This window comes from Winslowiella toletana (assembly GCF_032164335.1).
Taxonomy (GTDB): Bacteria; Pseudomonadota; Gammaproteobacteria; order Enterobacterales; family Enterobacteriaceae; genus Erwinia; species Erwinia toletana_A.
This window is the reverse complement of sequence record NZ_CP134152.1, coordinates 293,446-307,491: the sequence shown is the minus strand read 5'-3', so window position 1 is coordinate 307,491 and position 14,046 is coordinate 293,446. Positions and strand designations below refer to the sequence as shown.

Annotated in this window: 15 protein-coding genes; 4 read left to right on the top strand and 11 right to left on the bottom strand. The window is 53.6% G+C overall.

From position 1 onward, the window contains the following. Positions 1-42: 42 nt before the first annotated feature. The 6 genes from ugpB to RIN69_RS01345 all read right to left on the bottom strand — a co-directional run bounded on the left by ugpB (position 43) and on the right by RIN69_RS01345 (position 6,501). Positions 43-1,362, bottom strand: a complete 1,320-nt coding sequence (gene ugpB, locus RIN69_RS01370; RefSeq protein ID WP_313855078.1) for a sn-glycerol-3-phosphate ABC transporter substrate-binding protein UgpB — start codon at positions 1,360-1,362, stop codon at positions 43-45. Positions 1,363-1,597: 235 nt separating this feature from the next. Next, positions 1,598-2,311 carry a high-affinity branched-chain amino acid ABC transporter ATP-binding protein LivF gene (gene livF / locus RIN69_RS01365; RefSeq protein ID WP_313855077.1) on the bottom strand — a complete coding sequence of 238 codons (714 nt, stop codon included), beginning with the start codon at positions 2,309-2,311 and terminating at the stop codon, positions 1,598-1,600. Position 2,312: 1 nt separating this feature from the next. Further along, positions 2,313-3,080, bottom strand: coding sequence for a high-affinity branched-chain amino acid ABC transporter ATP-binding protein LivG (gene livG / locus RIN69_RS01360; RefSeq protein ID WP_313855076.1), 768 nt, complete (start codon positions 3,078-3,080; stop codon positions 2,313-2,315). Continuing rightward, positions 3,077-4,351, bottom strand: a complete 1,275-nt coding sequence (locus RIN69_RS01355) for a high-affinity branched-chain amino acid ABC transporter permease LivM (RefSeq protein ID WP_313855075.1) — start codon at positions 4,349-4,351, stop codon at positions 3,077-3,079. The genes livG and RIN69_RS01355 overlap by 4 nt, the downstream gene beginning before the upstream one ends. Then, positions 4,348-5,274, bottom strand: coding sequence for a high-affinity branched-chain amino acid ABC transporter permease LivH (gene livH, locus RIN69_RS01350; RefSeq protein WP_313855074.1), 927 nt, complete (start codon positions 5,272-5,274; stop codon positions 4,348-4,350). Before livH ends, RIN69_RS01355 begins: the two co-directional genes overlap by 4 nt. 111 nt (positions 5,275-5,385) lie before the next feature. Further along, positions 5,386-6,501 (bottom strand): branched-chain amino acid ABC transporter substrate-binding protein, encoded by a 1,116-nt coding sequence (locus tag RIN69_RS01345; RefSeq protein WP_313855073.1) that lies wholly within the window; start codon positions 6,499-6,501, stop codon positions 5,386-5,388. A gap of 402 nt (positions 6,502-6,903) precedes the next feature. On the opposite strand from RIN69_RS01345, the gene panM reads away from it, so the two are divergent. Then, on the top strand, positions 6,904-7,305 hold the full coding sequence (gene panM, locus RIN69_RS01340; RefSeq protein ID WP_313855072.1) for an aspartate 1-decarboxylase autocleavage activator PanM: 402 nt from the start codon (positions 6,904-6,906) through the stop codon (positions 7,303-7,305). Positions 7,306-7,410: 105 nt separating this feature from the next. Here the strand turns inward: panM and rpoH are convergent, their stop codons facing one another. The 4 genes from rpoH to ftsY all read right to left on the bottom strand — a co-directional run bounded on the left by rpoH (position 7,411) and on the right by ftsY (position 11,708). Next, complete coding sequence (gene rpoH / locus RIN69_RS01335) at positions 7,411-8,268, bottom strand: RNA polymerase sigma factor RpoH (protein ID WP_052898428.1); 858 nt, start codon at positions 8,266-8,268, stop codon at positions 7,411-7,413. A 275-nt stretch (positions 8,269-8,543) separates the two neighbouring features. Next, on the bottom strand, positions 8,544-9,527 hold the full coding sequence (ftsX, locus tag RIN69_RS01330; protein ID WP_313857853.1) for a permease-like cell division protein FtsX: 984 nt from the start codon (positions 9,525-9,527) through the stop codon (positions 8,544-8,546). Beyond that, positions 9,517-10,185 carry a cell division ATP-binding protein FtsE gene (gene ftsE, locus RIN69_RS01325; protein ID WP_313855070.1) on the bottom strand — a complete coding sequence of 223 codons (669 nt, stop codon included), beginning with the start codon at positions 10,183-10,185 and terminating at the stop codon, positions 9,517-9,519. Before ftsE ends, ftsX begins: the two co-directional genes overlap by 11 nt. A 5-nt stretch (positions 10,186-10,190) precedes the next feature. Continuing rightward, positions 10,191-11,708, bottom strand: coding sequence for a signal recognition particle-docking protein FtsY (ftsY, locus tag RIN69_RS01320; protein ID WP_313855069.1), 1,518 nt, complete (start codon positions 11,706-11,708; stop codon positions 10,191-10,193). A 189-nt stretch (positions 11,709-11,897) separates the two neighbouring features. Between ftsY and rsmD the strand changes: the two genes are divergently transcribed. After that, positions 11,898-12,503, top strand: a complete 606-nt coding sequence (rsmD, locus tag RIN69_RS01315) for a 16S rRNA (guanine(966)-N(2))-methyltransferase (RefSeq protein ID WP_313855067.1) — start codon at positions 11,898-11,900, stop codon at positions 12,501-12,503. Continuing rightward, entirely contained in the window at positions 12,493-12,762 is a 270-nt protein-coding gene (locus RIN69_RS01310; protein WP_313857852.1) for a DUF1145 family protein, read from the top strand. Before rsmD ends, RIN69_RS01310 begins: the two co-directional genes overlap by 11 nt. Before the next feature lie 50 nt (positions 12,763-12,812). Here RIN69_RS01310 and RIN69_RS01305 read toward each other — a convergent pair whose 3' ends face one another. Beyond that, a complete protein-coding gene (locus RIN69_RS01305) occupies positions 12,813-13,172 on the bottom strand; it encodes a DUF2500 domain-containing protein (RefSeq protein ID WP_313855065.1) in 360 nt (119 codons plus the stop codon). A 175-nt stretch (positions 13,173-13,347) separates the two neighbouring features. Between RIN69_RS01305 and RIN69_RS01300 the strand changes: the two genes are divergently transcribed. After that, positions 13,348-13,974, top strand: coding sequence for a lysoplasmalogenase (locus tag RIN69_RS01300; RefSeq protein ID WP_313855064.1), 627 nt, complete (start codon positions 13,348-13,350; stop codon positions 13,972-13,974). The last annotated feature ends 72 nt before the right edge of the window (positions 13,975-14,046 follow it).

The window sequence follows — 14,046 nt, the reverse complement described above, 5'->3', positions numbered from 1 at the left end:
GATCAGAAAGGATTTCGGGCGGCGAGGACGCCGCCCCTAAGGTTATTTGGTCTGCTGCTCAAAGCGACGCAGCAACAGGTTGCCACGCTGAACGGCGGTATCCAGTGCTGCCTGCGGCGTTTTTTTACCGGTCCAGACGCCTTCCAGCTCTTCATCAACAATGGTACGAATCTGCGGCATATTGCCCAGACGCATCCCTTTGGTGAACGGCAACGGTGGCTTATTCAGCATCTGGCGCGTGGCGATATCTGCCCCTGGGTTTTTATCGTAGAAGCCCTGCTTACGCGTCAGCTCATAGGCTGCGGTGGTAATTGGCAGATAGCCGGTTTTCTGATGCCATTCCGCAGCAATTTCCGGCTGGGCGAGGAACTGCATAAATTCCGCGACGCCTTTGTAAGTGTCCGCATCTTTGCCGTTCATTACCCACAGGCTGGCTCCGCCAATAATGGCGTTCTGTGGTGCGTCAGGGACTGTCGCATCGTAAGGCATCATGCCGACGCCATAGTTAAATTTGGCGTAGTGGCGAATATCGGCCAGTGAACCGGAAGAGGCGGTAGTAATCGCACAGTCACCGTTATAGAACTTCTCGGTCGACTCATCCTTGCGGCCAAAGTAGGTGAAGGTTCCCTTCTTATTCATATCCTCCAGTAGCTGGATATGGCGCACCTGCACCGGCTTGTTAAATTCCAGCACCGCATCGGTGCCGCTAAAGCCGTTGTTCTGTGTCGCGACCGGCAGTGCGTGCCAGGCGCTGAAGTTTTCGATCTGAATCCAGCCCTGCCAGCCGCTGGCATAACCACATTTCATCCCTGCTTCACGCAGTTTGGCGCTGTAAGCGGCCAGATCCTGCCAGGTTTTCGGTGGCTGCTCCGGGTCCAGCCCGGCTTTCTTAAAGGCGTCTTTGTTGTAATACAGCACCGGGGTAGAGCTGTTAAACGGCTGGGAAAGCAGTTTGCCGCTTTTAGCATCGGTATAGTAACCGGCTACCGTTGGCACAAACTGTGACTCATCGAAACTGATGCCTGCATCTTTAAACACTTCGTTCACTGGCTTGATGGCTTTTGACGACATCATGGTGGCCGTGCCGACTTCATACACCTGCAAAATAGCCGGTGCGCGGCCAGTGCGTACCGCAGCAATGCCGGCGGCAAGACTCTGTTCGTAGTTGCCTTTGTAAACCGGAACAATTTTATAATCAGGGTGCGCCTGGTTGAAGCGCTGAGCCAGTGAATCAACCTCTTTCCCTAACTCGCCTTCCATGGAGTGCCAGAATGGGATTTCGGTTGCGGCCAGCGCGTTGCCGGTGAAAGCGAAACCCAGCACGATGCTCAGTGCGGTACGACGAAATGTGAAGGATGGCATATCAGTTTCCCATAACATGATTGTTACGCGCGATTTCACGCATCTTATGTTCGGGAAGTAACATGACATGGAAAAATGACAGTGAGATAACCGTGTTGTGACGGAAATGTGACGGGAGAGTGACGGAATAACCAGAAAAAATAGCCTGTAATTTCTGAACGGGAGCCATTTTCGACTCCCGTTCAGAGGGGATGCAATGTGCTAATCCGTGGCGCTGGGGATGAGAACGCCGCGGTTATCCGCCGAGATAGGCGCTGCGTACCGCTTCGTTAGCCAATAGCGCTTCGCCACTGTCTTCCAGTACCACATGGCCGTTTTCCAGCACGTAGCCACGGTCGGCCAGCTTCAGCGCCTGATTGGCGTTTTGTTCGACCAGGAAGATGGTCATCCCTTCCCTACGCAGCTGCTCAATGGTATCGAAAATCTGCTGAATGATAATCGGCGCCAGACCCAGCGACGGCTCATCCAGCAGCAGTAAACGCGGCTGGCTCATCAACGCACGGCCTATCGCCAGCATCTGCTGTTCGCCACCGGACATAGTGCCTGCCCGCTGCACACGGCGCTCGAGTAAGCGTGGAAACAGTTCGTAAACCCGTTGAATGCGCTGCTGATATTGCTGCCGCTCAGCAAAAAATCCGCCCATCGCCAGATTCTCATCCACCGTCATACGGGAAAACACCCGACGGCCTTCCGGCACAATCGCAATGGCTTCACGCATAATGCGCGCGGTTTGCCAGTCGGTAATGGTTTTACCGTCAAAGGTGATCGAACCCTGCGTGGCGCGCGGTTCGCCGCACAGCGTGCCAAGCAGCGTAGTCTTGCCCGCGCCATTGGCACCGATCAGGGTAACAATTTCCCCCTGATTAATATGCAGACTGACCCCGTGCAGCGCCTGAATTTTGCCGTAATGCGCACTGACGTTATCAAGTGTTAAGATCGGGTTCGCCATTTTACGCCTCACCTAAATATGCGCGGATAACATCCGGGTTATTGCGGATCTCTTCCGGTTTGCCATTCGCCAGCGGCGTTCCCTGATTCACTACGTAAATACGGTCGGAAATTCCCATCACCAGCTTCATATCGTGTTCAATTAACAGAATCGAGACCTGATGCTGACCACGCAGTTCGGCAATCAGCTCATCCAGCTCATGAGTTTCACGCGGATTCAGCCCCGCCGCCGGTTCATCCAGCATCAGGATCTCAGGGCGTGTCACCATGCAGCGGGCAATTTCCAGCCGACGCTGCTGGCCGTAAGCCAGATTCCCCGCCTGGCGGTTCGCCATTTCCAGTAATCCCACTCGTTCCAGCCAGTTGGCGGCGCGATCCAGCGCTTCACTTTCGCTGTGACGAAAGGCCGGTGTTTTCAGCAAGCCGGCAAAGACGCCGCTTTTCAGGTGCTGATGCTGAGCCACCAGCAGATTCTCAATCACCGTCATTTCACGGAACAAGCGAACGTGCTGGAAAGTCCGCACGATGCCCATGCGGGCAATTTTCTGCCCCGGCAATCCTTCAAGATGCTGATCGCGCAGCTTGATGGTGCCGCCGGTCGGACGATAAAAACCGGTCAGGCAGTTAAACACCGTGGTTTTACCGGCACCGTTCGGGCCAATCAGCGAAACAATCTCTTGCGGGTGCAGCTCAAGCTTTACATTGTTGACCGCCAGCAGGCCGCCAAAGCGCATCATCAGGCCATCTACTGCTAACAAAGGCTGGCTCATGCCTGCTCTCCTTTCCCGTCACGCTTTAACTTCAACTGCGGGCGCTGCATCGGCAATAATCCTTGCGGACGCCAGATCATCATCAGCACCATCAAGCCACCCAGCACTAACATGCTGTATTCATTCAGATCACGCATCAACTCGCGTGAAACGACCAGCAGAATTGCCGCAAGGATCACCGCAAACTGCGAACCCATACCGCCCAATACCACAATCGCCAGCACAAACGCCGACTCGGCAAAGGTAAAGGATTCCGGGCTGACAAACCCCTGGCGCGCGGCAAACAGCGTACCGGCAAAACCGGCAAAGGCCGCACTGATAGTGAAAGCGGTCAGCTTGATACGACGCGGGCTTAAGCCCAGCGAGCGGCAGGCAATTTCATCTTCACGCAGCGCTTCCCATGCGCGACCCAGCGGCATACGCAGTAAGCGATTAATAATAAACAGCGTCAGCACTACCAGCAGTATTGCCACCAGATAGAGGAAAATAATGCGGTCGCTCGGATCGTATTTCAGACCAAAGAAATTATGGAAAGTATCCCAGCCACCGTCACGCACGCTGCGGTTAAACTCAAGGCCAAAGAAGGTCGGTTTCGGAATCTGACTGATGCCATTCGGCCCACCGGTGATTTCGGTGTTATTCAGCAGCAGAATACGCACGATTTCGCCGAAGCCGAGGGTGACAATCGCCAGGTAGTCGCCGCGCAAACGCAAGACCGGAAAGCCCAGCAGCAGGCCAAACATCGCCGAAACCAGCCCCGCCAGCGGCAGGCATTGCCAGAAACCCAGACCGTAGTATTGATTCAGCAACGCAAACGTATAGGCGCCAATCGCGTAGAAACCGCCGTAGCCAAGCACCAGCAGGCCGGACAAACCCACCACCACGTTTAGACCGAGACCCAGCATTACGTAGATTAGCGTCAGGGTAGCGATATCCACCGTGCCGCGTGAAACGACAAACGGCCAGACTACCGCCGCGATTATCAGCGCCACCACCAGCAGTTTCTGCCGGGTCGTGGAGCCATCAAAGCTCGGTAACACAAACGACGGGCCGGAGATCTTTTTCAGCCCGCTCTGGAACATCGGCCGCAATAACTGGAAGAAAAATACCACCGCACAGCCGACGGCGATCCAGTTCCAGCGCACGCTACCGGCGTTATTCACCACCAGCTGCGTGCCGTCGAGGTTCAGACGCATCCCCATAAAGAAAGAGGCCAGAATCAGCAGCATTAACGCCGACACGATGGCGTTAATCAGATTAAGCTGTTTCATACTTTTTCTACCTCCGGACGCCCAAGGATTCCGGTAGGCATTACCAGCAATACCACGATCAGTAGCGCGAAGGAGACCACATCTTTATATTCCGTGCTGAGATAAGCGGAGGTCAGCGCTTCAGCAATGCCCAGGATCAGGCCGCCGATCATCGCACCAGGAATGCTGCCGATGCCGCCAAGAACCGCGGCGGTAAAGGCTTTCATCCCGGCCATAAAACCGATGTAAGGGTTAATCACGCCGTAGAACTGGCCCAGCAATACGCCAGCCACCGCCGCCATCGCCGCACCAATAACAAAGGTCAGCGAGATAACACGGTCGGTATTAATGCCCAGCAGGCTGGCCATTTTCAGATCTTCAGCACAGGCACGGCAGGCGCGCCCCATGCGGGAATAGCGGATAAACAGCGTCAGCGCCAGCATCGCGAGGAATGTCACCGACCAGATAACGATCTGCATGGTGGAGATGGTCGCGGCAAAACCATTGCTTTCACCCAGCGTCCACTGCCCGGTTACCAGGCTCGGCAGCGCGAGATCACGCGAGCCTTGCGTCAGGCTGACGTAGTTTTGCAGGAAGATCGACATCCCGATGGCGGAGATCAGCGCGATCAAACGCTTGGAGGATCGCACCGGGCGGTAGGCCACACGTTCGATACTCCAGCCGTAGGCGCTGGCAATCACAATCGCCATGATGAAGCCACCGGCAATCAGCATCCAGCCAACGTCAATGCCCATCATCATCAGGGCAGCAATCACGATAAAAGAGACATAGCTACCGATCATATACACTTCGCCGTGGGCAAAGTTGATCATGCCAATAATGCCGTACACCATGGTGTAACCAATGGCGATCAGCGCATAGGTGCTGCCCAACGTCACGCCGTTGAACATTTGCTGCAGAAAATAGAGAAACTGCTCGGACATACCTTATTACCTTACTCATCCGCCCGTTGCCGGAAGGTACAAAAAACGCCCGGTTTAGTAACCAGGCGTTATTATTGCAGGCCAACTGGCCGCAGAGAAAATCGCCTGGCCTTACTTCACCGCTGTCGAGGTGCCGTCTGCGTGCCATTTAAACACGCCGAACTCAAAGCCTTTCAGGTCACCTTTTGCATCCCAGCTCAGATCGCCCATCACGGTCGGAACCGGCTGGCCTTCTTTCAGGTTTTTCACGATATCTTCTGGCTCTTCACTCTTACTGCGCTCCATACCGGTGGTCAGCGATTGCAGCGCGGCGTAGGTAGTCCAGACAAACGGCCCGGTTGGATCCAGTTTCTTCGCTTTCAGCGCATCCACAATCGGCTGGTTGGCAGGAACCTGGTCATAACGCTTCGGTAGCGTCACCAGCATGCCTTCTGAAGCGGCACCGGCGATATTGGACAGCGAAGAGTTACCAACGCCTTCCGGCCCCATAAACTGAGTTTTCAGCCCGGCGGCACGCGCCTGACGCAGAATTTGCCCCATTTCCGGGTAGTAACCACCGAAGTAAACGAAATCGATATTCTCTTTCTTCAGGCGTGCCACCAGCGTGGAGAAATCTTTATCACCGGCTGTTACGCCCTGGAACAGCACCACATTACCGCCAGATTTTTTCAGGCTGTCCTGCACTGAACGCGCCAGACCTTCACCGTACTGCTGCTTGTCATGCACCACGGCAATACGCTGCGGTTTAATTTCATCAAGAATATATTTCGCCGCGGTTGGGCCCTGATCGGAGTCCAGACCGGTGGTACGCATAATCATTTTATAACCACGGGTGGTCAGATCGGCATTGGTTGCCGCTGGCGTGATCATGATGATGCCTTCATCTTCATAGATATCAGAAGCCGGCTGAGTTGAGGAAGAGCACAGATGACCAATAACGTAACGGATGCCATCGGTAATCACTTTGTTTGCCACCGCTACCGCTTGTTTCGGATCACAGGCATCGTCGTATTCCACGCCGACCAGTTTGTTGCCATTGACGCCGCCTTTGGCGTTGATGTCAGCAATTGCCTGTTTGGCGCCGGTAAATTCCATATCGCCATACTGCGCAACAGGACCCGACATCGCCCCAACGATGGCAATTTTAATGTCTTTTGCCATTGCCGCGTGGCTCATCGCCAGCGCAACGCAACCCGCCAGAAACGCGCTACCTTTACTGATTTTCATCCGGACTTCCCCATCTGTTTGGTCTGTTGTGTGATTGCAGTTATTTTTTTGCCTGATTTATGTAGAAAACTCGTTAGCTAATAACAAGTTATCTTAAAAATCGGCTTTTTCTTGTAATAAGGCTTTATTTTTCAGGTTATTAAACAGGAATTTTATTCTGTAAATCAACTGACATCTGTCGAAACTCACGGGGTCAGCAGCATAATTACCTGGAGCTTTCGGTGGCATAATCAGCAATTTACCAGCGCGTTATGCTGTCAATATAGTCACTTGTTGATTTTTTGCTCGGATAATAAGCCAGATAAAAAACAGATAGCATCGTTTTGGCATGAGAAAAGTTACGCGCCCCGCGCTGCACAAATTCGCTACAATATGCCTTTGCCAGCATTTCGGGTGAGATGAATGAAACTGACTATTATACGGCTGCAACAACTCAGCGCGCAGGACCGACAGGATCTGAGCAAAGTGTGGCCGGAAAAAGATATCGCCGCTTTAGAAAAACAGCTGAATGACCAGCATCAGCTGTATGCCGCACGCTTTAACGATCGGCTGCTGGGCGCGCTGCGTCTTGAGATTACCGGAGCAGAGGGCAAACTTTTTGATTTACAGGTGAGAGAAGTCACCCGCCGTCGTGGCGTCGGCCACTATTTACTGGCTGAGACGCTGGTGCAGAATCCGTCGATTGACCACTGGTGGATAGCCAATGACGGCAGTGAACAACCGCAGGTGATTACGGCATTTATGCAGGCATCCGGTTTCCAGCCTGAAGCTACCGGCTGGACGAAAAGCGTGATGCCGGGGTAACACTGTTTGTTTGCTTATTGACGTCGCTCAGTTGTCATGCGGCATAAAAAAAGCCCCGCGTGAGACACAGCGGGGCTTTTTTGGCTGGGTAAGCGGCTTAACGCATCAGGCTTCAATCGCCATGCGCAATTTTTTCATCGCATTCTTTTCCAGCTGACGAACACGCTCTGCAGAGACGCCGTATTGATCGGCCAGCTCCTGCAGCGTGGTTTTGTTATCGTCGTCCAGCCAGCGAGCGCGGATAATATGCTGGCTGCGTTCATCCAGCCCCTGCATCGCGTCACTCAGCTTGTCGGCAGCGTGGTTTTCCCAGTTATCCTCTTCGATGCCATCGGCAAAGTCAGAGGTTTTATCCTGCAGATAAAGCACCGGCGCCATGGATTTGCCTTCGCTGGATTCATCATCCGACGACAGATCAAAGGTCATATCCTGCGCTGCCATACGCGATTCCATTTCACGTACGTCTTTACTGCTGACACCCAGCTCGCGCGCCACCATTTCCACTTCATCCTGGTTAAACCAGCCCAGACGCTGCTTGGTTTTACGCAGGTTAAAGAACAGCTTACGCTGTGCTTTAGTGGTAGCGACTTTAACGATACGCCAGTTGCGCAGTACGTATTCGTGAATCTCGGCTTTAATCCAGTGCACGGCAAAGGAAACCAGGCGCACGCCCACTTCAGGATTGAAGCGACGCACAGCTTTCATCAGGCCGATATTACCTTCCTGAATCAGATCCGCCTGCGGCAAGCCGTAACCAGAGTAATTACGAGCGACATGAACAACAAAGCGTAGGTGAGACAGGATCAGCGTTTTAGCCGCATCCAGATCGCCCTGGTAATGCAGCCGTTCAGCCAGCGCCTTCTCTTCTTCTGCCGACAGCATCGGCCAGACGTTGGCAGCCCGAATATAGGATTCCAGGTTACCTAAAGGTGCGATAGCTAAAGTTTGCATTTCTTTGGTCATTCAAACCCTCTCAATTAAAATTGCCATATTGCCACGCGATTCCTTCGCGCCATCATTACACTACTTGAATTACCAGCAGAAATCGAAAGCAATCCGTGCTGGTTTTGACGGCAGAGTTATCCACAAGTTCAATTTTACTGTGTATATTTTACACACAAAGCAGTGAGCTGTGAAGTTGGCTTAGGAGACGCAGAAGGAACGAAAGAGGAGCACTTCCTCTGCGGCACAAACTCTTGCAGCAGAGGAATATTATAGCAGAAAAAAGTAACTGTGGGTTACTGCGGCGTAAATCGACGTAAATGCTGCACCGTCGCCAGCCATGCTGCTATCCAGCCAATCATCGCGGCTATCAGCAGTAACAGCAGGCTCTCATCCCAGGATAAGCCGCTCAGAGTGAAAGTGGTGCCGAATACCGATGCCACCTGCGTCACCACCGATTCCAGCCGTAACACCAGCACTTCAGACAGCACCAGCGACAACAGCGCACCGGCGAAACCTAACAGCGCACCGCCATATAAGAACGGACGCAGGATAAAGCCATCGGTTGCACCAATCAGCTTCTGCACGTTAATGGTGTCGCGGCGGGAAAAAATACTCAGCCGCACGCTGTTACCAATCACCAGGAATACTGCGGCTATCATCAAAATGCCGATCATCGCCGCCACCTGACCAACCAGCCCGGTCAGAGCCGCCAGCCGGGCAAACCAGCTGTCATCCATCCGCACCTCATCCACTCCCTCAACCGCCGCCACCCGATCGCGCAGGGTTTGCATGGTGTCAGAACTCTGGAAATTCAGTTTCGGTGTAATGATGGCTACCGCCGGTAGCGGATTCTGCTCCAGCATATCCAGCGCGCCGCTAAAGCCAGACCAGTTGCGGAACTCACCCATCGCTTCTTCTCGCGACAGGTAATTCACTTTATCGACACCGTCTTCTTGCTTCAGCTTTGCGACAACATTCTCGGCCGCGCTGTCATCCAGCGTTTTGCTGAGATATACCGTCAGTTGTGGTGCCGGATACCACTGGTCGGCAGCCTGACTGACGTTTTTCCACACCATATAACAGACGCTTGGCAGCGTCAGCGAGATGGCAATTACCATCACGGTTAGCAGCGTTGCCAGCGGCTGACGCCACATATCCGACAGCGAGCCGTGCAGCGCATAACGCCACTGCTCCTGCCAGCCGCCCTTCAGCGCTTTGCTTTTCGATGGCTGTTTCGCCTTCGGTGCCGGGGCGCGCTTGATACGTTTATTCACCATCATGGCCTCCGTACATACGTCCCTGATTCAGTGACATCACGCGGTAATTGCGGCGCGCAATCAGCCCCATATCGTGGGTAGCCATCAGTACGGTCACGCCAACGCGGTTAAACTCCTCGAACAGACGCAGAATATCTTCCGACAATGCATCATCGAGGTTACCAGTTGGTTCATCGGCCAGAAGTACCGCAGGTTTGTTCACCACCGCACGAGCGATGCCGACGCGCTGCTGCTCACCGCCGGAGAGTTGAATCGGGAAACTCTTCGCTTTGTCGAGCAGGCCGACTTTATCCAGCGCGGCCGAGACGCGGCGACGGATATCTTCACCGCTGGCACCGGCAATAATCAGCGGAATCGCCACATTGTCGTACACCGAACGGTCCATCAACAGATGGTGGTCCTGAAAAATCATGCCAATCTGACGACGCAGGAACGGTACTTCACGGCTTTTCAGGCGGCTAATATCATGCCCGCCAAACCAGATCTGTCCGGCGCTTGGTCGTTCAATGCCACAAATCAGCTTCAGCAAGGTACTTTTCCCTGCCCCGGAGTGTCCGGTCAGAAACGACATCTCTCCAGGGCGCAGATGAAAATCTACTCCCTGAAGCGCTTGCCGACCGCCGAGATAAGCCTTACTGACCTCTTCAAAGCGAATCATCCTAATTAGTCCTCTCGGGCAAACAGTGCCTCAATAAAATCGTCGGCCTTAAATGGCCGCAAATCTTCGATACCTTCACCAACACCAATGTAACGAATCGGAATACTAAACTGATCTGCTACCGAGAAAATCACCCCACCTTTCGCGGTGCCATCCAGTTTCGTCAGCGTAATTCCGGTCAGCCCCACCGCTTCATGGAACAGCTTAGTCTGGCTGATGGCATTCTGGCCGGTGCTGGCGTCAATGGTCAGCATCACTTCATGTGGCGCATCGCCATCAAGCTTCTTCATTACACGGGTGATCTTTTTCAGCTCTTCCATCAGGTGCGCTTTGTTCTGCAAACGACCTGCGGTATCAGCAATCAGTACATCTGCGCCACGTGCTTTCGCCGCCTGAATAGCATCGAAAATCACCGATGCAGAATCGGCCCCGGTTTGCTGGGCAATGACCGGAATGCTGTTACGCTGGCCCCAGACCTGTAACTGCTCAACCGCAGCAGCACGGAAGGTATCACCTGCCGCCAGCATCACCGATTTACCTTCCGCCTGATACTGACGAGCCAGCTTACCGATAGTGGTGGTTTTACCGACACCGTTAACCCCGACCATCAGGATGACAAACGGCGTTTTGCCACTGACATCCAGCGGCGCTTCCACTTTAGCCAGAATCTGCGACATTTCGGTTTTCAGCAAGCCGTAAAGTGCTTCTGCATCACGCAGCTGTTTACGATTCGCTTGCTGAGTCAGATTGGTAATGATGCGACGCGTGGTATCCACACCGACATCGGCAATCAGTAACTGCTCTTCCAGCTCTTCAAACAGATCGTCGTCGATCTTTTTGCCGCGGAACAATCCGATAAATCCTGAACCCAGATTCTGCCGCGTTTTAACCAGGCTGCGTTTCAGTCGGGCAAAGAAACCTTCTTTGGTCGGACGCTGCTGTTCAACCAGCGCCGGGATGACCTCAGCCTCTTCTGCTGCTGGTTGTTCAGCCTCGACCCGCTGCGGCTCGACAACGGCCACCGGCTCAGGGATTAATTCTGGCTCTGGTTCTGGTTCTGGTTCTGGCTCTGGCTCTGGCTCTGGCTCTGGCTCTGGCTCAGAGATTAGCACTGGCTCTGGCTCAGTAACCTCTTCCGGCTCGGCCTCAACCACTGGCTCTGCAACCTGCACAGGCTCAACTGGCGCATCTTCCGGCAGCCACTCTTCAGCAACCGGCGACAGTTCAGTCGGCGTCGTTTCTTCTTCGATGACTGGCGCAACCGGCGGCGTTTGCTCAGCAGCCTCTGGCGCAGCGCGCTCTTCTTCAGCGACCGTTTCGGTAACGGCGACAATCTCTTCAGCTAATTGCTCAGGGGTTTGCGCGTCAGCGTCAGACGGTGGGAGCGTTGCGGCATCCGATGCATTTTCAGCATCAGGCTGTTGTTCTTTTAACGTCTCTTTTTGTTCTTCCTGCGGTGAAGACTGCTCATCACGCCCAAAGCCCAGCCAGGAAAAAAAGCCACGTTTTTTATCTTTTGCCATTGTGCAACCACACTCCTCGATGGCTAAAACCCGGTCGACTGCGCGCCCTGGGTTATGAGAAATAACCTGATAATGAATCTCTTAGTCTAACACTTTCCATGCAGCGCAACACCAGCACCCTTTTTAACGTTTCCACAGCCCAATTAGCCCGTTAAACTACGCAACAAATTATGACGAGTTGTGAGCAAGATGAATAAAAAACCCCGCAGCAATGCCGCCGGACAGATTCGTATTATCGGCGGGCAATGGCGTGGCCGAAAGCTGCCGGTGCCGGACAGCGCAGGCTTGCGCCCAACCACCGATCGGGTACGCGAAACGCTGTTTAACTGGCTGGCGCCGGATATTCAGCAGGCGCGCTGTCTCGACTGCTTCGCCGGTAGCGGCGCGCTGGGGCTGGAGGCACTGTCGCGTCACGCCGCATCTGCTACTTTATTAGAGCTGGAACGCCCGGTCGCGCAACAGCTGGAAAAAAATCTCGCTACGCTGGGTGCCGCCAATGGCCGGGTGATCAACACCAACACCCTGAGCTGGCTGGCACAGGCTGGCGAGCCACACGATCTGGTGTTTATCGACCCGCCATTCCGCAAAGGGCTGCTGGAGCAAACCCTCAGCTTACTGGAAAGCCAGGGCTGGCTGGCCGATGGCGCACTGATTTATGTTGAAAGTGAAGTGGAAAACGGTATGCCGCCGGTGCCGGTAAACTGGCAGTTGCACCGCGAGAAAATCGCCGGCCAGGTAGCTTACCGACTCTATGTGCGTCAGACCATCAACAAGGAGAATGATGATGTGGCTTAATCTGGGACGTTTACTGATGCTGTGCGTTTGGGCGTTTCTGCTATTGAATGTGGTGCAGCCGTTTCCCAAACCATTAAAGTACTTTGTTGATATCGCACTGTTTTTTATGGTGGTGATGCACGGATTACAGCTGGTGCTGCTGCGCGCTACTCAGCCAAAGGAAGGGCCAAAACTGAGCAAGTGGACGCAGACGAAAATTTTCTTTTTTGGCGTGTTTGAACTGCTGGCGTGGCAGAAAAAACATTATCCAAAACAGTAAGATAAATTGATTACCGGGCGGCGCGCTCGCCGCCCTTTGCCGCAGCGCAGTTACTGCATTGCCGGGCTAAAACTGACAAAACGCGAGCCTTTCACCTGCAACTGTCCCTTCACGCCTTTATCAATCTGATGATAATCATTAGCCGTCAGCACCAGCTTAAAATCGCCCGCGCCGTTCAGCGGATGAAACCAGGCTTCATAGCGCATCTCTTCAACCGGGATCACTTCCCGCTGACGTGAGCGGCGATTTGATGCCGGATATTCACGTTTCGTTTTCACTTCAACCGGTATCATCCGTAATGGTGAGGCATCATTGACCGCCACTTCACGCCGCTGCTTAATAAACTGGCGGGTAGCAAGAATGGCAATCATCGCCAGGACGATGAAAAAGAGTAGCGGTGGCTTGCCCATGTTTTTTCTCGTGCTCCTCAGGTATGCGGTTGAAAACATTTTACCCGGCAAAAGCATACAACCAGATCGCTGTCATTGTCACATTCAGAGCGTGTAACCTAAACTGAGATCGACATTACGGGAAATGAACACTCATTATTGAAGGACGTAAGTCCACAAAAAAAGGAATAAATTTATGCTTTGGTCCTTTTTAGCCGTGCTTTTTTCGGGCTGGCTGTATGTTGATGCTTCGTATCGTGGCCCACAGTGGCAACGCTGGGTATTTAAGCCGGTTACAATGCTGCTGTTGCTTGCCTGGGCATGGCAAGCGCCAGTGCTGAAGACCACTGATTATCTGATTCTGCTCGGCCTGCTGGCAACGCTGGTCGGCGATACCCTGACGCTACTGCCGCAACAGCGCATGCTGTACGCTATCGGCGCGTTTTTCCTCTCTCACCTGTTGTACACCATCAGCTTTGCCGGGCATATGACGCTGAGTTTCTTCTGGCCGATACCGCTGGTCATGCTGTTAATGGGTGTCGTGCTGATTGCTATTTTGTGGACGCGGCTGGAAGAGTTGCGCTGGCCAGTGTGTACTTTCATCGGCATGACGCTGGTAATGGTATGGCTGAGCGCAGAGCAGTACTACTTCCGCCCTGATGATTACAGCTTCTCGCTGCTGGTCGGCGCCATCTTCCTGCTACTGGCGAGTAGCGTCTGGTTTATCAGCCATTTTCGCCGCCGTTTCAGCGCCGATCGGGCAATTATTGCCGCCTGCTACTTCGCGGGCCACTTTATGATTGTGCGTTCACTGTATCTGTAAGCCAGCAATCGCCTGCCGTTGAGAAATACTCAGCGCTCAATCCTTGACTCTGGAGTTGACTCCAGAGTGTAG